This window comes from Dyadobacter soli (genome assembly GCF_900101885.1).
Taxonomy (GTDB): domain Bacteria; phylum Bacteroidota; class Bacteroidia; order Cytophagales; family Spirosomataceae; genus Dyadobacter; species Dyadobacter soli.
Genome location: NZ_FNAN01000001.1, coordinates 229,016 through 250,926, shown reverse-complemented (window position 1 = coordinate 250,926; position 21,911 = coordinate 229,016). Strand labels below are relative to the sequence as shown.

Below are 21,911 nucleotides of genomic sequence, written 5' to 3'. Positions count from 1 at the left end.
GACCGACCGCCGATCACTAGATGATTTTCAAGTGATCGGCGGTCAGCGGTCGGCCGTCGGCGGTCATTAATTGATTTTCAACCGATCGGCGGTCAGCGGTCGGCCGTCGGCCGTCAAACTACTCACTCTTCAAACTCCTAACCGGATTCACCATCGCTGCCCTCACCGACTGAAAGCTAATCGTAAACACCGCAATGAGCACGGCGATTACACCGGCCAGCGCGAACATCCACCATTCGATAGCGATCTGATAGGCGAATCCTTGCAGCCATTGCTTCATAATGTACCAGGCCACCGGCGACGCCAGTATGATGGCCATGACCACGAGTTTGAGAAAATCTTTGGAAAGCAATCCCACGATACCCACCACCGAAGCGCCCAGCACCTTGCGGACGCCGATTTCTTTGGTACGCTGCTCCGCGGTAAATGCGGCCAGGCCGAATAGTCCAAGGCAGGAAATGAATATCGCGAGGAATGCAAAGTAGCCCGCCAGCTTACCCACGATCTGCTCGCTCTGGTATTGGCGCGCATATTCCTGATCCGTAAATGCATAGGTAAATGGCACGTTAGGATTGAGTTTCTTGCATATCCGCCCGATTGCTTCCAGGGTTTCGGGTGTTTTCCCTGCCTGGATGCGGATGACTACACTGCCCTGCGGCTGGCGTGCGCCCAGGTAGGCGATCAGCGGACGTATAGCTTTGTGCAGCGACTCGAAGTGAAAATCTTTCAAAACCCCCACAATGCGGACTTTCGATTGGCCCCATTTGATCTCCCTACCCACCGGATTTTTAAGGCCCATCACCTTCACAGCCGTTTGATTCACGATCACACCGCTCGAATCCGTTGGAAAATCCTTCGAGAAATCGCGTCCGTCGGCCATTTGGAGGTTCATGGTTTTGGTAAAATCATAACCTACCCCCACCGGCGTAAACCGCACCTGCTCGGTAGGATTGCTGCCGGGCCAGGTAATGCCGTCGGTGCCGTTACCGTTGGATGCGGGGTTGGCAGTCATGTGCGAGACCTGCTTTACACCTGCAACGTGCGCGAGTTGTTCTTTTAAAAGGTCGAACTTGGAGAAAAGCTCACCTTCAATAGGGAAATAGACGAGGTTCTCCCGGTCGAAGCCGAGGTTTTTGTTTTGAACAAATCCTACCTGCCTGTAAATGATGATCATCCCGACGATAAGGATCACCGACAGCCCGAACTGGAACACCACCAGCCCTTGCCGCACCCATACCGAGCTCGAATCGAATTTCAGGGCGCCTTTGAGAATGCGTACCGGGTTGAGGGACGAGAGGAAAAACGCTGGGTAACTTCCCGCCAGCAAACCGGTGGCCGCCAGCAGCCCGCCGATAACCGCCCAGAATACCGGCTCTGCAAATGGTAACACGATCTGTTTACTCGTGAGGCTGTTGAATGCGGGAAGTAACAATGCGACCAGCAACACAGCCAGAACGGCCGAAAGCAGGGCTATCAAAAATGCCTCACCCATAAACTGGCCCGCCAGCATGGAGCGCATCGCCCCAACGACCTTTCTCACACCCACTTCCTTCGCCCGCCGCGACGATCGCGCCGTAGCCAGGTTCATGAAATTAATGCAGGCAATCAATAGGATAAATACCGCCACGAAGCTGAACAGCCGCACATATTCGATGCGCCCGCCATCCATTTTGGCATCCTTGATATTGCTGTTGAGATAGTATTCATGGAAAGGCTGCATGGCGAGTTGCGTCTTGTAGGGCTTGTCGCCGTCGCGGTTGGTTTTGTCGAGCAAGTGGAGCATTTTGGCTTCCACCTTGGCCGGATCGGCGTCTTTGCGCAGTTTGAAAAAGGTTACCGGATCGGTATTGCCCCAGTGCGTGGCCCAGCTATTGTCATCGATGTACGCGTCCCAGGTCATAAGGCAATCGAATTGGAGCGAACTGTTCGCCCGGATATTCTCGAAAACCGCCGAAACGGTCATTTCCTTACGATTATCGTAGCGGATCGCCTTGCCGATGGCTGCTTTGGGACTACCGAAAAATGCTTCGGCCATATTCCGCGAGATCGCGATATTGCTCTTGTCGCTCAATGCGCCGTCGGGAGTACCCTCTAACAATTTGTAGCTGAACATCTTGAAAAAATCCGCGCTTCCCCAGTTCGTCGCTTCCTTATGTATTTTATTGCCGACGGAAAACGTCTGCTGAATGGTCCACGAAAACGGCGTGCTCATTTCAATCTCGGGAACCGATTTTTTCAGTTCCTCGGCGAGCGGCCCCGGCGTCCAGATCACGCCCTGCACCTTGCCGCTGAAATGTTCGCGCATATAGATCCGGTAGAGCTGGTCCTTGTTCGCATGAAACGCATCTACCGACAGTTCGTCGCGGATCCAGAGCATGATCATGAGGCTGCAAGCCATCCCGAGCGCGAGCCCGAGGACATTAATGGCAGAAAACGTTTTGCTTTTGAGCAGGTTACGGAGTGCGATTTTGAAATAATTCTGAATCATGGCTGCGCTGAATGAATAGGTTTGGGAATAGTCGTTGGCCCGTTTGGGACGGGCGAATGGGCGCATGAGCCGGATCGCCGCGAGGGCATACTTCCGGTCGGCGGACGGTTTGCCGAGGCTTTCGAGCCAGTAGGCGTACATTTCGAGCATATCGCCCTGTAATTCTTCGCGGGCGTCGGGGTGGGACCAGCGTGCGAGCAGGCCGGTAGCCCATCGCGGCGGATGTTGATTAGCGTGCGGCTCCATATCAGTTACCCATTAATTGAAGTGTCTGCGGCGACATGGCGTTCCATAATGCCTCCCGCGCCTCTTTGGCCTCGCGTAATCCTTTGCGACCGAATGCCGTCACGCGAAAAAACCGCTTGCGGCGACCGCCCCGCTCCGCCGTGGCCCCACCCATTTCGGACGACAGGTACCCTTTCTCTTCCAGCCGCTGCAAAGTGGTGTGCACGGTACTGAACCCCACGGCCCGGCCGGTTTTCTGGTCGAGCTCCTGCGCGACGGTCACGGCGTAGGCGTCTTCCGCCAGTACCGCCACCGTCAGCAACACGACCTCTTCCAGCTCCCCTAAAAATGTTCTTTTCATGGCTAAAAGTATTTATTCCGATAATGTCGGGCAAATGCCGTGCCAAATTTTAAAACAGGCTGTTAACCATTCAAAAATAGGTTTTTACGCATTAAAGCCGGTCGTTGCTTGTCCGATTCCGAACATCCCAGCCTTCAAACCGGACAAGTCGCAAATACAGCTTGAAAACCGGTTGCCAAACAGTTACATTTGGGTTACAATCGGTTTTGTTTTATGGATATTGGCAAAGAGATCCTGTTCTTTTTCAGCGCGCTGGGGGCATTTAACGGCCTGCTGCTCGGCATATTCCTCCTGTTTTTTACCAAAAAGAAATACCTCGCCAACAACTTCCTCGGCGGCATGCTGCTCGCATCGAGTGTAAGGATCGCGAAATCGGTGTGCCTCTATTTCGATGGCGGATTGCCTAAAATCTATTTGCAAGTCGGCCTTTCCGCTTGCTTTTTCATCGGGCCGTTTTTGTACTATTTCGTGCGGTCAGCTGTGACACCACTCGAAAAAACACCGAAAAGCTGGATCTGGACGCTCGTCGGCCTGGCAGTACTCACGCTGGTTGTAGGCATTGCCCTACCCTATTCCGAATATCCGGTGTTGTGGAACAAGGTGATTGCGAGGATGATTTACGTGCAATGGTTCGGCTTTTTGCTCGCGTCGGGCATTCTGATCCGGGATCTGCTGCGGAAACTATTTCGCCGTTCGTACATTATGAAACCAGCTGAAACATGGATTTCGATGATCTTCCTCGGTAATGTACTGATCTTCCTTTTGTATTTTTCTTCTTTGATCAACGCGCCGTTCGCTTCCTACATCAGCGGCTCTATTGCATTCTCGCTGATCCTTTACCTGATGATCACGCTGGTGATTTACAAGAAGAAAACCGACGAACTGTTTTTGCTTTTCCCCGATAAACCTGTGGCGAAGAAGCTCAGTGAAAACGATGCCGAAATATGGCTCGGCAAGCTGGAAAAGGTGATGGCCGAAAAAGCCGTTTACAAAAACCCGGATTTGAAACTGCATGATCTTTCGCGGGAAATACAGGTTTCGGGCCACCAGCTGTCGGCATTGCTGAACGACCGTCTTGGCAAGAATTTCACGACCTATATCAATGAATGGCGCATTGCCGAAGCCTGCAAAATGATCGCCACCGAGCAGCATCTTACCCTGGAAGCGATCGGTTACGAGGTAGGTTTTAATTCAAAATCCACGTTTTTCGCAGCATTCAAAAAGGTGAAAGGCGCTACCCCTTCCTCATTCCAACAAACTATCAATCAACCCATTGCAGACCAGCCAAAGTACTGATTTATAAATCCGTACTCCTGATTTGTCTTTTAAATACCTCCGGGAACGGCCGGCTTTGGATTTTTGCTTCAAACCAGATCCATTGTCCCAGCCATGAAGCTTTCCGGCATCCTATTCTCCATCCTTTTTTTGTTAACCCAAATAACCATTGCCCAAAACCGCTATACGGTTTCGGGCAATGTCGTTGATGTAAACCGCCAACCCGTCGCAGTGTACGCCCGCCTGCTTTCCCTACCCGACTCGGCATTGCTACAAGGTGCACCGTTCGAAGACGGCCGCATTACTTTCACGGGCATCGACCGCGCGCAAGTGGCATTGCGGCTCAGCAGTATCGGCCTTTCCGACACATTAATTCTGATCAATGCAAACGGCCGCACCCAAATCGACCTAGGTACCATCCTCATGCACGAGCATGTACAGGCGCTCGCGGATGTGACGGTCCGCGGGCAGGCACCGCTCGTGCGCCAGGGCACGAACGGAACTACCGAAATCCAGGTCACGGGCAGCATTCTGGCCGGTAGCATATCGGCCACGGAGCTGCTTGGGAGGTCACCGGGCATTATCTTCGCCGAAGGCCGCGCGGGCGTCGCAGGACGTGGCGAGGCATTGATATTCCTGAACGGGCAGGCCATTACTTACGAACAAATGGCGGCCATTCCGGTGAGCCGCATTGCCCGCGTGGAAGTGATCCCAAACCCCTCCGCCCGGTACGATGCCGAGGGCAAGGCGGTGATCAATATTGTCACAAAATCGCTGAGCGAAGGTGGTATGACCGGCTCCGTGACCCAGCAATATGCCTACACCCGATTCGCGGGCGGCGAGCTCAATACGCTTGCCGATGCCCAATACACGCACAACAGGCTTTCGCTGCAAGCCAATTATGCCCTGCAAACCGGCAACAGCCGCGAGGTGTTGCACACCACACGCACCCGCCCCTCGCCCACCGATTTCCTGCATTCCGACCTCACGACCGACTGGCAGCGTAAAATGCGTAACTATTCCAATTTTGGCGCAGGGGCACAATGGAACCTGAACACAAACAGCTATATATCATTAAGTTACAAGGGAAATCTATACAGCCTTGGCGGTAGCCAGAACAGCAGCAATGCGCTCACGGACAAGTCGGGCAGCAGCTTTTATGAAAGTCGGATAGCCAAGGACGAGGAACGCTGGAACCACGCTGTCACCCTCAATTTCCAGCAGGCACTGGATACGCTGGGCTCCGCATTGTTTGTCGGCACCCAATATGCGCGGTTTACGACAGACCAGCACGACCGGATCGCCGAAACCAGCGTAGCTGGCGACAGTACCAGCCTGCGGAACCTATTGAACGACGTGCTCATCCGCATTCAGATTTCAAGTTCCCAGTTCGATTACACCAAAGCTTTCCGCAATGGGCACAAACTCGAAACCGGCGCGAAATTCAGCTATGCCGACAATGGTTCAGGAACCGATTTCCTGGTGTCAGCCGGGGACAGCCCATTCCAGCCCGACCCGACACTGAGCAGCAATTTCCGCTACCGGGAGAAAGTACCGGCTGCCCATGTGAATTATCAGGGTAATCTCGAAGGTAATGTGCGTTTCGGGGCCGGTTTAAGGGGTGAATACACCACCTATTCGCTCAACACTACGGCGCGCGGCGGGCAAGTTATCGGGGACAGGTATTTCAATGTATTTCCAAATCTATTTGTCAGTAAAAACTACGCTAATGGCCTGCAAAGCCGTATTTCCTACATTTCTAAAATCACCCGGCCACGGTACCAGGCGCTGAACCCGTTTGTGATTTACCAGGACCCGTTCACCACCATCGAGGGTAACCCGAATATGCAGCCCGAGAAAATCCACACTTTTGAAACCGGCCTGCAATACAAGCAGCTCGACGTCCGCGCGGGTTACACGTATACGAAGGACAAGATCAGCGGCGCCGCATTACGGGGCGGTTCGCCAAACAGCTACATTCTCAAAGGCATCAACCTCGCCAAAGAACACCTCTTTTTCCTCACAGCCTCGGCTACATTCAATATTGCGTGGTGGAGCACCACCAACACGTTCACCGTGAGCCGCAACAAGCTGATCGACAATGAATATGGTTTCGAAATCCTGAAACCCAAGCCGCAGCTTTACGCTTATTCGAACAATACTTTCGATGTGAATCACCTGTTTAAAATCCAGCTGATGGCCTGGTATCTCAGCGAAAGGTCGCAGGGACTTTACAACGATTTCAGCCGGTCGACGGTGACAGTGGGTGTGGAAAAGGATTTCTGGAAAAACGCATTGAAAATCAGGCTTACGGCCAACGACATTTTTCACCAAAGCCACGTTCACGGCAAGTACAGCGTTGGACAGACCAACATTTACTACCACCGGACATATTCCACCGCATTTTTCGGCATCAGCGCCGTTTACCAGTTCGGCCGGGCCGGAAAGATTGCTTTTAACAGTCGTTCAACCGGGGAAACGGAGCAGAATAGGGCGCGTTAAAGGGAGGAAAGGGAGGATGGAGGAAAGGAGGAAACAAAAAATGGCGCGAAGGTCAACCTTCGTGCTCCTTATTCGCAGGCCTCCGGCCGGTCATAACGGAAAATCGACATTGCGGTACCGACCGGCCAGAGGCCTGCGAATAGTAAGCACAAATCCAGAGATTTGTGCCAGCGCGCCAGCGTGTTTCCTCCCTTCCTCCCATTCCTCCATCCTCCCCTTCCTCCCTTTCCTCCATCCTCCCTACCGATAAGTTTCCAACGCCCCACGATCCCCCTGCTCTTTCAATATTTTCTTCAAGCCACCCACATTCATCGTCAGCCCTACCTCCGCATCCGGCGCGGTTTCCTCGTTGATAATGCCGATTGGCCCGCGGTAATTGCTATCGCGGATAATGCGGATCATTGCAGCCTCCGCATCCCCTTCGCCGACGGGCACCACTTTTACAGGATTGCCCTTTCTAAGCCCCATTAAATTGACGGCCATCAAATGCGGCAGGATTTTCGGGAAGAACTTCGGGAACCGCTCGATATCCTCCTCGGCGTGGTGCAGGTTGTAGACGATGCCAATATTCGGTCTTTTGAGATAATCCATGACTTCCAGCTGGTTTTCAGGCATTCCATACCAGCCGCCGTGGTTGTAAAGCCCTACTGTACAGCCGATTTCCGCGGCCTTATCGGCAATGTACGCGACCGGTTTCGCCACCGCTTCAATTTTCTGCTGCTGGGTCATTTTGTCCAGGTCCTTGATCCCGCCGATCATGCACCAGATCTCAGTTTTGACATTGTGCCTTTTCAGCAAATCGAGGATAATGGGAAGGTTCTTGTCATTTTCAGGGTTAGGGCCGGAATACAGCCAGAATGCCTGCAATTTGATGTGATGCTTTTTCAAGGCTTCCAGCTCGGCATCGAACTCGGGAATGTGCTTTTCGCGCCAGTCGTACGCGAGCATCGTGAAGCCGAGCTTGTTGAGCATTTCGGCCCGCTGTTCGGGATTACGTTCTTTGGAATCGAACGGGACAATGCACCAGGCAATGAGGTTTTGCCGGGCGTAAATGTTGTCGGTACCCTTATTTTTTTGTGCTGAAACTGTCCTGCACGACAGGAGCATCATTAGTAACGCGCAAATTGCAACTGGTTTTTGAAGCATCGCCGGATCGGTGTTTTAATGCATAAGGCCCGACCCGGCGATTTCTTTATGTTTTCGACTAAATTTTGCGTGCCGAGTTGGCCATAAACGGATCGCTGATACTTTCCTTACCCGTTTCCACACGTCCGGCAAAACGCATTGTCATAACCTTTCCGCCTCCCTGCACATTGAAATCGTACCATTGATGGCTTTTGGAAGTCGGAATGAGCGCTTTTGCAGTTCCTTCCGCCGGTACATTTACAGCTATGTTTTTCTGCTGATAGGCATTGTCCGCCACTTGAAGCGCCGCTGCCTTTTTACTATGGTTAACCGCCACCAGCTCGATATCGCCCGTCGGTTTACCTTTGTTATCCAGCACATAACCGCAGGAGATCGCAACGCCGGACTCTTGCGCATTCCCCGCGAACTCGCGGAAATAGCCGTTCGGGCCATACACACGCAAATGGTATTGTCCGTTTTCAAAACCGGCCAGTTTGAAGGATTCCGTCAATTTATCACCCGCTTTCACGGCATAGTTCCAAACCCGCAGCGCCTCCCCTTCATAGGTATTCATGGCATAAATGATAAACGGCGCCCCGGCCGATTTTGGGCCAAATACCTTATTCCCCGCATGCATTGTAATTTCAAATGCGGCCTTATCCGCAGCAAGCGCCCCATTCACATACAACTCGTAGGGCAGCGCTACCGACGGCCTGGTACCCGGTTCTTGTTTAGGCAAAAACGGCGATCCCACCGGATTTGCATTGATTTTACCTACTTCCTCGGCATTCAATGCCTTGAAATTCGCAGGTGCCTCTTTGAATTGCGCCTTGTGAATGGTCGTCAGGATTTCGTCGCGGTTCACGGGCTGCGGCTTTTTGTAGGCCGACGCGTCGAATGGCTGGAAAACCGTGCTCATATTGCCGCAAACCGTCCGGCGCCATTCGGTAATGTTGGTCTCGCGGACCTGCTTCTTCGATTTATGGCTTGTAAACTCTTCCAGGAACTGGATAATGGAGGTATGGTCGAACACCTGCGAGCACACCTTCCCGCCCCGCGACCACGGCGATGCCACCACCAACGGTACCCGGAAGCCCAGGCCTATCGCCCCGCCCCGTGCATTCGCCTTCGGCACCTGGGTTTCGTCCTGTTCCAATGGTACATACTCGGCCTTGACATCGATGCCGGCGGATACCTTTCCGGAGTTCGGCTTGGTCGGATCAGGGATCGAAAACGGCGGAATATGGTCGTAGTAGCCATCATTTTCATCATAACAAAGAATGAAGATCGTCTTCTTCCAAACATCCGGATTTTTGGTGAGGATATCGAGCGTCTCGGAAATGTACCATGCACCATACCACGGCGCCGACGGATGATCCGAGAAGTTCTGCGGCGCAGCCAGGTACGAAACCGCCGGTAACTTGCCCTCATTCACATCCTTGCGGAACTGGTAGAAAATATCGCTCTTCGGCACACTGATATTGCGCGTTTCGCCGCCTTCCGTGTAAGAAATCGATGACAATTTCAGGTAATCCGGATCATTACGGTTCGTCACGAATGCATTTCGGTGCAGCTCCTGCTGGAATACCGACAATTTTTTAAAATTCTCCTCGCTGAACTCCGCCAGATCCGCTTCGAGGCGTTCGAGCAATGCGTGGCGCTGCTCCCAGGATTTGGTCAGTTTGTCTTTTTCCGCACCCGCCGCCGCGTCCATTTTTTCTTTCAATGCAGGAAGGTCTTTCTTCGTCTTATCCACTTCCAAAGTCGCGTAATGGATAAAATCTTTGGAATACTTCACACCATACTGCGCATAACGCTCCAATGGGTTACAGCCAAAATTACTCAGCCACGAGCCCACGCCCGGGTGGAACTGCACCACTGCGCCCACTTCATTCTGGTAAAATTTCCAGCTGATACCGGCCTCCTGCATACGTTCGGGGAACGTCTTCCATTTCACGGGCTTGTTGATGGAAAAATAGCTGTTGCGCACGACCGCCAGCGAATCCATTTCCGGCTTTTCCCGGATCGTGCCCGACCAGAGGTAGTAGCGGTTGGGATGCGTGGGCGTCATCGACGAGCAGAAATTCTGGTCGCAAATGGTGAATGCATCGGCCAGCGCGTAGTAGAACGGGATATCCTCGCGGTCGTAATACCCCAGCGTGAGCGGCATTTCGGCATATTCCTTATGCCCCGAACGCTTGGAAGTGAGCCATTTATCATACTTGCCGCCATTGTACGCATCCACCTGCGACTCGCGTGAATGCGGGAGGTCGTGCATCCAGGTGGCTTTGGTGTTTTTAATATCGAGGCGGAAGGGCGCATAAGTATCGCCTTTCCGGTCCGTTTGCAGCCATACCTTGTTCTTGTTCGGCAGGTCGATCGCCCGCGGGTCGTTGAAACCGCGCACGCCCTGCAATTTGCCGTAGGTATGGTCGAACGACCTGTTTTCCTGCATCAGGATTACGACGTGTTCGGCATCAAGATACGTCGTATTCGGGTCGGGACTAATCGCCATCGCCCGTTGCACCGACTCGGGGAACAAACTCGCCGCCCCCGCGCCCCCGGCCAGCATCGCCGCCTTTTTAATAAAATCTCTTCTTGAATCCATGGGTTTAGTTTGGGTGGTTGTTAAATGTACAAGTAAAACGAGCGGCAAAATTACTGATGCGGAGACCCGAGTGGGGTTATGGGAGTGTTAAGAAATTTTGGAAAAAATCCAGATAAATTGTAAAAATTCCAAAACTATTTGTATTTTTGTGTCACTACTCAAATGTTCCTTCATTCATTCTGCACTCAGGTCACCATTAAACAGGGAAAACCTATTTTGAGCTATGAACGTATTGGACGAAAAAATCGAAGGGACAATCCATTTACTACTTTACATTCTCCGAAAGCTGGGAGGTCGCTCCGACATTCACAAGCTTTTCAAGATTCTCTACTTTGCTGAGCAAAAGCATTTGGTAAGGTATGGCGCAGCCATTTCACAGGATCACTATCATGCGATGAAAAACGGGCCGGTTCCTTCGATTGCCTATGACATTTACAAGAGCGTGAAAGAGGGCGAGGTCAAATACGCTTCTTATTTTCTACCAATGGACCGCTTTTCGATCGAAGGAATTGCCGATCCCGATCATGATTTTCTTTCGGAATCCGAAATGAAATGCATCGATGAGTCCATACAGGAAAACAAAAACCTCAGCTTTAATGCCCTGACCGACAAATCGCATGACGAGGCCTGGAACGATACGCCCCGGGATAAAGAAATCAGTCCCATTGCCATTGCCCGCGCCGGCGGTGCGGATAGCCATATGGTCAAATACATTGAAGATCAGTTGCTGATTCATTCGGCGAAGTTTGAATGATAATTCAGAGCTGCTATCATTCCAATGGCTTCATTGATCGGGACCGTCCTTCGCATGATGGTCAAAGATACCAATCCGCCCAAAATCAAGCGTTTCATCATTGTCGGCGAGTCTGAGGATTGCTTGACACTGGCATCGGTTTACATTAATACCGAACTCAATATGAAGGTCAATTACAATCTCGACCTTCAATGCCAGCATATTGAATTCCAGGCCGCTGGCAGGGATTATCTCGACCATACCTCGTTCGTCGATTGCTCTAAACTAAAAATCATCGAACGAGCCGAGCTCTCCACGATCATTCAAAACCGACCGGCAGTCATCATTGGCAGGCTTAATCAAGACGATTTCGAAGTAGTGAGACGCCAGCTATGCTGCTCTCCGACGATCAAAGGCAAAATCAAAAAACGCTACGGCCTCTACGATTAACGCTCTCATCAAATTTTAATAAAATTTTCAAAACCGACCTTCGGTCGTGGTGCGTTGGGGCTACTAAAAGGTGATATATGATTCAACACCTCATGCCACGCAGTTTATTTACACGTTTATTCCTCCTGATTACAATCAGTTTTTACGGGCTCGATGGGTTCGCCCAGAAGGTGCCTTCGGTGACCGGTTATGTTAAAACAGAAGCCGGCGAGGCGCTGCCCGGCGCTACGGTTTCGATTTTGAAAACTCCTCACGGGGTGACGACCGATGCGAACGGCTTTTTTTCGCTTCCGGCCGTAAAAGCGGGCTCCTACACGGTACAGGCCACATTGATGGGTTACAAAGCATTTTCGGAAACGGTGAGCATTCAGCCCGGAAAGACAGCTACCATTAATTTTCAACTCAAAGAAACCCAGCAGAATCTCAACGAAGTAAGCGTTTACGGCAAAACGGAAACGCAGGTGGTGAAGGAACAGCCGTTTACGGTGAATGCGATCGAAACGAAGCAGTTCCAGAACACAACAGCAGACCTTAACCAGGTACTGAACCGCAGCGCGGGCGTCCGCATCCGCGAGCAGGGCGGGCTTGGATCGAACTTCAACTTTTCGATCAATGGCCTTTCGGGTAAGGCGGTCAAATACTTTATCGATGGTGTTCCAATGGAAGTGATGGGCAGCGCGATGTCGCTGAACAACATTCCGGTGAACCTTTCGGAGCGGATCGAGGTGTACAAAGGCGTGGTGCCGGTACAGCTCGGCTCGGATGCGATGGGCGGCGCGGTGAATGTGATCACCAACCAGAAGCAAACCAACTACCTCGACCTAAGCCACAGCTACGGCTCGTTTAACACCCACCGTTCGGCGCTTACGGCGCAGTACGTCCACAAGCCGACGGGCATTACGGTGAAAGCAAGCGGGTTTTTCAATTATTCCGACAACAACTACACCATGAAGGGCGTCGAGATCCTCGAAGGCGGCACCCGCGTGGGCGACCAGATCACCGACCTCAATGGCGCGAACTTCGTCAATACCGACGTGAAGCGCTTTCATGACCATTACCGCTCAGGTATGGGCCAGGTGGAAGTGGGGATTACCAATAAAAGCTGGGCGGATGTGCTGTATGCCGGTTTCGGTTATTCAGAGAGCCGCCAGGACCAGCAAACGGGTTTCGAACAGGCCATTGTGTATGGTAATGTGGAGCGGAAAGGCAAATCGTCGACGGGAACATTGCGGTACAAAAAAAGCAACCTGCTTGTGAACGGGCTGGATGTGAACCTGTTTGCTTCACTCTCGACAGACAAATATCTGACTGCCGATACATTGCTCCGCCAATATTACTGGGATGGCTCGTGGACGACCAAGGGCGCTACCGAAATGGGCGGTATCAAATCGCTTTCGCACATTATCCGCCCGCGTGCGTTCCTGCGTGCGAATGCGAGCTATACGCTGAACGAACGGCATTCCTTCAACCTGAATTACACGATCGATCGGCTTAAAAACGAGAATTACAATGAACTGCTCGTCTCCGGCGACGATATGCCGGGCATTATGACCAAGCAGATCCTCGGCCTGGCCTACCAGCAGGAGTTGCTCGACAAGCGCTGGACCAATACATTTTTTGCCAAATACTACGGCCTTGGCCTCGAACGCAAGAAGTGGATCGACAATGGCTACCGGGTGCTGACCGACAAGTTTCCCAACTACGGCTACGGCCTTGCCAGCCGTTACAAAATCCTGCCCGACCTGGGCGTGAAGCTCTCCGTGGAGCACACATTCCGTTTGCAGGAAGTGGAAGAGGTTTTCGGGGATGGATTGAATGTCCAGCCTAACCCCGACCTCAAACCCGAGCGCAGCGACAATGTGAACCTCGGCTCCTATTATGGCTTCCGGACCGGCAAGCACCGCTTTTTCGCCGAAGCGGCCGGTTTTTACCGCAATGCTTCCGACTTCATTTACCCGGTTGCCGACCAGCGTTCCAAAGCTTTGAAAAACGAAAATAAGTCGAATGTACGTGTGACGGGCTTCGAGGCGGAACTGCGGTACGACTACGCCGACCTGCTTTCATTCAATGTCAATGCGACTTACCAGAGTGCGGTGAATATGACCAAATTCGGCAGCACTGCTTCCAATGTGCCGGAAGCGACTTACAAGAACAAGATCCCTAATCAGCCGTGGTTCTTCGGCAATGCCAATTTCGGTATCGGGAAAAACGATGTGTTTATGAAAGGTTCGCGCCTGCAATTCAGCTGGTTTGCGCAGTATGTGCATTGGTTTTACCTCACCTGGGAGGCATTCGGCAATGTGAACGGCAAGTCCACGATCCCGAGCCAGCTGATCCACAACGCGACACTGAGCTACTCCTTTGCCAACGGCCGCTACAACGTATCCGCAGAATGCCGCAACCTCACCAACGACCTGGCCTACGACAATTTCAGGCTTCAAAAACCCGGTCGTGCATTCGCGGTGAAGCTCCGCTATTTCATCCATTAAGCAACCCAAATTTTATTAATAACACCCGAAAATGAACAGATTTTTCAGCTACCCGGCGAAAGCCATGCTCATCGCGCTCACCGCTCTTGCCCTCAACGGATGCACCGATAGCGAAGACATCCAGAACACACCCGTGGAGGAAGAAGGCAAATATTCGGCCATCCTTTGCGTAGGTTCATGGCCCAACACCGCCTATTACATTGCCGACGTGCCGTCGCTCACCACCGGTACCATCAGCCTCAAAGGCAACGGCGCCGAGATGACCGGCAAAGTGTATGCCCAGGATATTATTCAGAAGGACGGATTTTACTACCACGCCAACTTCGGCAGCGGCCGTTTCGGCAAGTACCATGTTGAAAATGGAGCTTTGGTAATCGATAAGGAAGTGCCTTTCACTTTCCTCAATTGGAGCTCCTACGCATGGATCGACGACCAGACCGTCGTGATCTTCGGCGATGGTGAAAGCGAAGGCCGTTATGCGATTGTGAAAGTGGCCGATATGACCGTCACCACCGGTAAACTCGACCTGAAAGCGAAACCGAAAGGATTCGACGGTTACAGCATCGGTTTTGCCGAGTACCGCGACGGAAAGCTGTTCTTAGGTTACCAGTTCTCATCGTCCGATTGGTCGCTTTACCCCAACATGCCTGTTTACAACGAATTCAATGTGGCAGTTGTGAGCTACCCTTCGATGAAAACGGAGAGCACCATTACCGATACCCGTTCCACTACACCGGGCGGCCCGATCGTGTATGCGCCGGCTTCTTTCCAGGATGAAAACGGCGACATTTATTTCATCAGCGATCCGGTGAGCGGGTACGATTACAAATCGCCCTCGTCTGTTTACCGCATCAAAAAAGGCGCTACCACGCTCGATCCGGCCTACTATTTCGATCTTTCGGCCAAAACCAGCAATGGAATGGGCCCTGCAATGTGGTACATCGGAAACGGAAAAGCCATCGTGCGCACGCGTGTAGCGGGCACGAGCATCGACGCCGACCATTCGTTCTCGGTGATCGACGTGAAGAATGGTGCATTCATTAAAAAACTCGATCTCCCCGCCGATAAAGGCGAACGCATGGTGAATGCAGTCGTGGTGGAAGATGGCAAAGCATATATCGCTGTCAATGCAGTGGACAAGGATTACATCTGGGAATACGACCCGTCGGCCGACAAGCTGACCAAGGGTGCCGAGTTCGTGGATGGTATCGATTATATCCTTCGTTTGGAAAAAACCAAATAACTAACTCATTATCAGGAACAAGTCTGGTGTATCAGAAAGGCCCTGCGGTGTATTTCCGCGGGGCTTCTTCTTTTTGTTTAAAAAAAAATTTTTCAAAACGCTTGCAAAACTTACTAACTAGTAAGTAATTTTGAACCATCATCTGAACGCATTCGCTATGAGATCGGAAACAAAGGATAAAATTGCCGAACTGGCCACCGAACTGGTGCAGCAGGTAGGCTACCCTTCTTTGAGCTACCAGCAGATCTCGTCGCAGCTCGGCATGAAGAATGCGGCCGTGCATTACCATTTTCCCAGTAAGGAAGATCTTGGACTGGACGTGGTGCGCCGTGACCATGAGGTATTTACAAAATTCGCTGCCAGTGTGCAGGGCAAAGGCCACACGGAACAATTGGACGCCTTTCTCAGCCTCTACCAGCAGTACCTCGAAAACGGCAACCGCATTTGTATGATCGGCGCGAGCGCGTCGGACTACAAGCAACTTCCCGACTCCATGCGCCAGGAGGCGGCGGCCTATCTTACCGAGGTAACAGGCTGGTTCACCCGCGTGCTGGAAGCCGGTAAGGCCGATGGTGCATTTCATTTTAAAGGTAGTGCCGCAGGAAAGGCCGCATTAATGACTTCCGCATTAGCCGGCGCATTGCAGCATGCGCGGCTCATCGGTAACGACCATTACCTGGCCGTGGTAGCACAATTGAAACTGGAACTCAAACCATAATTTTTTTGCCCAAATTACTTACTTACCAGTAAGTATAATAATCTATAATATCTTAAATAAAACAACCATGTCGACACAAAAAGTAGCCTTCATTACCGGCGGTAACCGCGGAATAGGATTTGAAACAGCCCGCAAACTGGGCAAATCGGGCATTTTGCCTGTCATCGGTACCCGCGACGAAGCAGCAGGCCGCGAAGCCGTGGAAAAACTGAAAGCCGAAGGCATTGCCGCCGAGTCCATCCGGTTCGATGTACTTAACGAGGCCGATTACGCAACTGCCCACGACTATTTCGAAAGCAAATTCGGCAAGCTCGACATCCTGATCAACAATGCGGGGATAAGTCGCGAAGGCGAGCCTTTTGCAGCTATCGGACGGGAGCGTGCCACGAGCGGGCTGTCGCGCGAGGCGTTGCGGGATACGATGGAGGCTAATTTCTTCGCGGTCGTGTTCAGTACGCAAGCCCTTTTGCCCCTCATTCAGAAATCGGACGCCGGCCGGATCGTGAACCTTTCCAGCACCCTCGGCTCGCTTGGCCTCCACTCCGACCCTACCTCGCAAACCTACGCCGTGAAAATGTTCGCCTATGGCGCGTCTAAAACCGCACTGAATGCATTCACCGTACATTTGGCCCATGAACTGAAAGATACGAACGTGAAAGTGAACTCGGTACACCCTGGCTGGGTACAAACCCCGCTGGGCGGCTCGGTAGCCCCTATGACGCCCGAAGACGGTGCCGCAACCAGCGTACGCCTGGCCACCATCGGTGCCGACGGACCTACCGGCGGCTTTTTCTTCCTGGACGATACGCTTCCCTGGTAAGAACATCGCGCAGTCGAAATCCCCGGTGCATCCATTTATGCATCGGGGATTTCTATTTATCATCGGGTAACACTTTTTTCACATTCGGTTACAGTATCAGCATGTGTAACTCTTCTTTTACAAAGAAAAACCTTACTCATGCGGTACATTTTGACATTGCTTCTGCTAGGGCTTTACGGAACAATTTCCCTGGCACAGCAAGCTTCATCGACAGATTTTAATTTTGAAAAAACACCCTTTACAGAAAAAATGCCCAGCCCCTGGATGGAATGGGGAAAAGGCTACATGCTCACCACCGACACCACGGAAAAATACCAGGGAAAAGCATCAGTACGCATTCAGTCGCCGACGTCGATGGACAATATCCAATTTGGCTGCGCGGCTTACATGATCCCGGTTTCATACAGCGGTCAGGAAATCGAGCTGCGGGGATATATGAAATTTAAGGACGTGGAGAAAGGCTGGGCCGGACTGATGTTGCGGATCGACGGAAAGCCCGGAATACTGAATATGAGCAACATGCAGTCAGAAAACTTGCATGGAACCGCTGATTGGAAGCAATACACCATCAAATTCACCTACCCCTCCCGCGCCGAAAAAGTATACATTGGTGCTTTGCTCGTCGGCTCCGGCACGGTCTGGATCGATCAGTTCGAGTTGCTGATCGACGGCAAGCCGTTCGCCGAGGCGCCTCAGAGGAAAATCCCCACCGCCGAGCTCGACACGGAGTTTGACAACGGCTCAAAACTCGCGCTTGGTCCGGGATACCCACTTTCAAAAGAGCAAACCGAAAATCTCGCGAAACTGGGCAGGATCTGGGGTTTTCTGAAATACCATCATCCTGCGGTGGCTGGCGGGAATTTCAATATGGATTATGAGCTATTCCGTGTGGCTGCGCCCTACATCGCCGCCAAAACCGACGCTGAAAGACAGCAGGCGCTCACGCATTGGCTGGCTAAGTTAGGCCCTGTCAAGGCATTGACTGCCCAAACAATTCCAGCGGACGCGGCGTTGAAACCGGATTTTAGCTGGATCAATGCGTCGGATAAAGCATTGTCGGCCAAGTTGGATTCGATCCGGCAGGCAGAACGGAAGGGCGAACTGTATTACGTCGCGGCCAATCCCGGTGCTAGTAATCCCGATTTTAAAAATGAAAATGCCTATCAGGGAATGGCCTACCCGGATGCGGGTTTCAGGCTCCTTTCGTTGTTCCGCTACTGGAATATGATCGAGTATTTTTTCCCCTACAAGCCCCTCATTCGCGAAGACTGGTACACGGTGTTGAAGGAATTTGTGCCCAAGTTCGTGATGGCCGCCGACGAAACGGAGTACAAGCTCGCCGCCCTCGCGCTCATAGCACGTGTAAAGGATTCCCATGCAAACCTGTACGGCAATCATGCAGCGCTGGACAAGCGTTTCGGGAAAAATTTTGCGCCAGTGGAGCTAAGTTTCGTAGAAGGCAAACCGGTAGTTGTCAATTACTATAATGCGCAATTGGGTGAACAAACGGGGCTGAAACCGGGCGACGTAATCGAAACGATCAACGGCAGGAACATCAAACAGATCATCAACGACCAGAAGCCGTATACGCCCGCTTCGAATGCAGTCATTCAGCTGAAAACCCTGGCGCCAAACCTGCTGCGCAGCAACGATTCAACGCTTGCCATTACTTACAAGCGGGCCGGAAAAGTACAAAAAGCCAACATTGCACTGTACCCGCGCACTAAGGTCAATATTTATGCCAATTTTAATAAAAAAGACACCTGCTTTAAAATGATAGGATCGGACGTAGCCTATATTTTCCCGGGGAAATTCAAAAACGCTTACTTACCGGCCATCACGCCGGAGCTGATGAAAAGCAAGGGCGTGATTGTGGATATGCGCTGTTATCCATCGGATTTCATGGTCTTTTCATTCGGGCAACTGCTTCTGCCGGAACCCAAACCTTTCGTAAAATTTACCAATGCCCGGTTCCAGACTCCCGGCCTGTTCGTCTGGCTGCCAGAACTGAAAGTGGGGAAAACCAACCCATCTCCGTACAAAGGCAAAGTGATTGTGATCGTGAATGAAAACAGCATGAGCCAGTCGGAGTACACGACTATGGCGTTTTCCGCCGCTTCGAATGTAACTGTCATCGGCAGCACCACTGCGGGCGCGGACGGTAATGTGTCGCCCATTGCTTTGCCCGGCGGCCTCCATACCGGCATCAGCGGCATCGGAATTTACTACCCCGACGGCCGCGAAACCCAGCAAATCGGCATTGTGCCGCAAGTCAAAGTGGAGCCGACAATCCGGGGGGTTGCCGACGGCCGCGACGAACCGCTGGAAAAAGCATTGGAACTGATCAACGGAAAGTAACCATCAAAACTCCCGGTCGCCGAACTCGCTCGCCGGGAGTTTTGCTTTTCTGACGAGTTGGTTGAGGTTATAGCTCAGATTTACTAAGAAAATATCCGTTTCCTGAATGTAATTGGTAGTAGTGTAAAAGTCTCTGCCCCAAGTAGAGATACGCTGCTGATTAGCGCCCACGATGCCCATATCCATGTTCTGCCATTGCAATGTCGCGGCGAGTTTGCCTTTCAGGAACGTCTTTTTTACGGATAGCGACGGATTCACAAACCGCGAATCCTCTCCCTGCGCCGTCACCCTTTGGGAGAGGTAGCTGATCGCCCATTGTACCTGAAACGTAGGCGTGATTTTAAATGTAGTATTGGCATTCAAAGAATAGACCACACTCGACGTACTCACGACAACGGTATTCCGGAAAAGCCCGCCTTCGATCGCGTACCGGTACACGTTCACACCCGCGTAAAGTTGCCACCATTTGGTCAGGTTGGCATTTGCTCCGAGCTCAATGCCCCAGGAAGTCGCCAGGCCGGCATTGGTGTAAATGCGGTTGATAATGGTGTCGTTGTACACGCTGTTCACCCGGTTAACCACGTTTTTGATCCGTTGGTTATAGATTGTTGCAAAAGCACTCCCCTTTTCAAACTCCTTCACCACACCCACTTCCGCCTGACCGATAAACTCGGGCAGGATGTCGGCGTCGCCCGATTCGAGGGTTTCGGAATGCTCACGTTCGGGAAACGGGTTCAACTCGTTGTTGGTCGTGCGCTGTACACGGCGCGTGTAACCCGCCTTTCCACGCCAGCTTTGGGAAAACTGGTATTGCAACTGGGCCGATGGAAAGAAGTTCGAAAGGTCGAGGTTGCGCGTGGTGTTACCCTCAGCGGTGAACTGCCGGGTAGCATATTCGTACCGCAAACCGCCCGAGTATTCCAGTTTGCCGGATTTCCCGCCGTATTGCCCGTACACCGAATGAATCTGGTTTCGCAGGCGTGTCCGGCTGGAAAACTGTGGTACCAGCACAAATTCACCGGTTTCCAGGTTTTGATCCAAATATTGAAATACACCTTTCTGCACCTGACTGCGGTATTGGTAACCCGTTTCCAGCTTGCCTTTACCGATGGAAATAACGTAATCGGCCTGTAACCGCAATGCATTCAGCGGGTTCTCACTCGGGTTGCGTGTGCGCTGCAATGTACGCGTGCGACCGGGTTCCACGAGATTGATATTGGTCGTCAGCCCGTCGAGGTCCGCCGACTCGACTAGTCCCGACAATGTCAGCTCCGATTTGTTACCGAAGCGGTGCAGGTAATCGAGGTTACCGGAAATGACGTCAGCTGTTTTCTCCGCGATATTGGAATTGAAATAGGTGATCTTACCCAAGTTCTGTCCCGTTTCCAGGTCGGTTTTAGTATTATTATAAACCAAATCCGCCCTCCGCGACTGGAAACGATAACCCTTGTAAAAACCTGCTGAAACCACATTGGAAGGACCGGCCGTGAAACTGACCGATGCCCGTGCGGTGTAGTTGTACCGCTTGAAACTGCGTTCGCCGTCCGAAGGAAAGGCAGTAAAAACGCCATTTATCGTTGTGTTCACATCCCCGATCCTGCGGCCGGTAATATCGTTGCGCAGGTAATTTCCGCTCAGGTTAACCTCCCATTTGCCTGCTTTCACGCCCCAGGCCGCATCCGCGCCGAAACGTTGCGGGTTTTTCAAATTATTATAAGTATGAACCGACGGTAACCCGGCCTGTACATTCACGCTCAGGCTCTGGCTATTCCTGTCGACGGTTTTGGTAGTAATATTAATGATCCCCGACTTCCCGTCCGGGTCGTAACGTGCAGAGGGACTGGTTATAATCTCCACATTTTCAATGCTGTTGGCGGGAATCTGGTTGAGCACGACAGCCGGGTCGGTTTGCACAGGTTTCCCATTCACGAGCACGAGGAAGCCCGTAGAGCCACGCAGTGTAATGTCACCTTCGCCGTTCACCGTCACCGAGGGCGTGTTTTTGAGCACATCTACCGCCGTCCCGCCCTGGCTGCTGAGGAATGCGCCGGCGCGGTACACCTGCCGGTCGATCCGGCTCTCCACGGCAGCGCGGTTGCCGGTAACCTTCACCGCGTCGAGGACACGGCCATCTGCCTGCATGGCCAGGGGCGGCAATTCGATCACACCTGAACCTCCGGGTATTGACGTGCGGGTCCTCCGGTAGCCCATGTATTGCGATTCGAGGTAATAGGCTGCCGCGTTCAGTTTTTCAAAACGGAAACCACCCTTATCGTCGGCCAGGACACCACTCACCAGCACCGAATCGGCCGAGCGATATAATGCGACGGCCGCATAAGGCAAGCCGCTACCGGTATGCTGGTCGGTGATTATACCAGTAATAGTAACCTGGCTTTGCGCCACGGCGGGGGGCATCAGCCCAAAAAGGAATGCGATGGTAAAAAAGAACTTCATAAGGGTTATTTCCGCCTGTTCATGGTGTTGAGTGCTGCGGCAAAAATAACCCTACAAAATCA

14 protein-coding genes are annotated in these 21,911 nt (G+C 52.2%); 9 read left to right on the top strand and 5 right to left on the bottom strand.

The genetic code is table 11. The annotated features are described in order from the left end of the window. Window positions 1-118 precede the first annotated feature (118 nt). Both BLQ88_RS00890 and BLQ88_RS00885 read right to left on the bottom strand, forming a co-directional pair. The gene (locus BLQ88_RS00890; RefSeq protein ID WP_218132872.1) at window positions 119-2,734 is read right to left on the bottom strand and encodes an ABC transporter permease; all 2,616 of its coding nucleotides are present in this window, start codon (window positions 2,732-2,734) and stop codon (window positions 119-121) included. A gap of 1 nt (window position 2,735) precedes the next feature. Next, on the bottom strand, window positions 2,736-3,074 hold the full coding sequence (locus tag BLQ88_RS00885) for a helix-turn-helix transcriptional regulator (protein WP_090145781.1): 339 nt from the start codon (window positions 3,072-3,074) through the stop codon (window positions 2,736-2,738). A gap of 213 nt (window positions 3,075-3,287) precedes the next feature. On the opposite strand from BLQ88_RS00885, the gene BLQ88_RS00880 reads away from it, so the two are divergent. Together BLQ88_RS00880 and BLQ88_RS00875 are read left to right on the top strand one after the other, a co-directional pair. Then, window positions 3,288-4,370, top strand: coding sequence for a helix-turn-helix domain-containing protein (locus BLQ88_RS00880; protein ID WP_090145779.1), 1,083 nt, complete (start codon window positions 3,288-3,290; stop codon window positions 4,368-4,370). A gap of 129 nt (window positions 4,371-4,499) precedes the next feature. Next, the gene (locus BLQ88_RS00875; protein ID WP_176884851.1) at window positions 4,500-6,851 is read left to right on the top strand and encodes an outer membrane beta-barrel family protein; all 2,352 of its coding nucleotides are present in this window, start codon (window positions 4,500-4,502) and stop codon (window positions 6,849-6,851) included. A gap of 240 nt (window positions 6,852-7,091) precedes the next feature. On the opposite strand, the gene BLQ88_RS00870 is transcribed toward BLQ88_RS00875, so the two are convergent. Both BLQ88_RS00870 and BLQ88_RS00865 read right to left on the bottom strand, forming a co-directional pair. Beyond that, complete coding sequence (locus tag BLQ88_RS00870) at window positions 7,092-7,997, bottom strand: sugar phosphate isomerase/epimerase family protein (protein WP_176884849.1); 906 nt, start codon at window positions 7,995-7,997, stop codon at window positions 7,092-7,094. A 58-nt stretch (window positions 7,998-8,055) separates the two neighbouring features. Then, window positions 8,056-10,584, bottom strand: a complete 2,529-nt coding sequence (locus BLQ88_RS00865; RefSeq protein ID WP_090145773.1) for a phosphocholine-specific phospholipase C — start codon at window positions 10,582-10,584, stop codon at window positions 8,056-8,058. A gap of 223 nt (window positions 10,585-10,807) precedes the next feature. Here BLQ88_RS00865 and BLQ88_RS00860 point away from each other — a divergent pair, with 223 nt between their 5' ends. The 7 genes from BLQ88_RS00860 to BLQ88_RS00830 all read left to right on the top strand — a co-directional run bounded on the left by BLQ88_RS00860 (window position 10,808) and on the right by BLQ88_RS00830 (window position 19,395). Beyond that, window positions 10,808-11,338 carry a Panacea domain-containing protein gene (locus BLQ88_RS00860; protein ID WP_090145771.1) on the top strand — a complete coding sequence of 177 codons (531 nt, stop codon included), beginning with the start codon at window positions 10,808-10,810 and terminating at the stop codon, window positions 11,336-11,338. A 24-nt stretch (window positions 11,339-11,362) separates the two neighbouring features. Then, window positions 11,363-11,767, top strand: coding sequence for a hypothetical protein (locus tag BLQ88_RS00855; RefSeq protein WP_229212515.1), 405 nt, complete (start codon window positions 11,363-11,365; stop codon window positions 11,765-11,767). A 92-nt stretch (window positions 11,768-11,859) separates the two neighbouring features. Next, on the top strand, window positions 11,860-14,256 hold the full coding sequence (locus BLQ88_RS00850; protein ID WP_090145769.1) for a TonB-dependent receptor: 2,397 nt from the start codon (window positions 11,860-11,862) through the stop codon (window positions 14,254-14,256). A 31-nt stretch (window positions 14,257-14,287) separates the two neighbouring features. Then, a complete protein-coding gene (locus BLQ88_RS00845; protein WP_090145768.1) occupies window positions 14,288-15,499 on the top strand; it encodes a DUF4374 domain-containing protein in 1,212 nt (403 codons plus the stop codon). A gap of 157 nt (window positions 15,500-15,656) precedes the next feature. Continuing rightward, on the top strand, window positions 15,657-16,217 hold the full coding sequence (locus tag BLQ88_RS00840; protein WP_090145766.1) for a TetR/AcrR family transcriptional regulator: 561 nt from the start codon (window positions 15,657-15,659) through the stop codon (window positions 16,215-16,217). 67 nt (window positions 16,218-16,284) lie between these two features. Next, window positions 16,285-17,037, top strand: coding sequence for an SDR family oxidoreductase (locus tag BLQ88_RS00835; RefSeq protein ID WP_090145764.1), 753 nt, complete (start codon window positions 16,285-16,287; stop codon window positions 17,035-17,037). Between the two features lie 138 nt (window positions 17,038-17,175). Continuing rightward, a complete protein-coding gene (locus BLQ88_RS00830) occupies window positions 17,176-19,395 on the top strand; it encodes a S41 family peptidase (protein WP_090145763.1) in 2,220 nt (739 codons plus the stop codon). Window positions 19,396-19,398: 3 nt separating this feature from the next. Here the strand turns inward: BLQ88_RS00830 and BLQ88_RS00825 are convergent, their stop codons facing one another. Beyond that, window positions 19,399-21,849, bottom strand: coding sequence for a TonB-dependent receptor domain-containing protein (locus BLQ88_RS00825; protein WP_090145761.1), 2,451 nt, complete (start codon window positions 21,847-21,849; stop codon window positions 19,399-19,401). Window positions 21,850-21,911 lie beyond the last annotated feature (62 nt).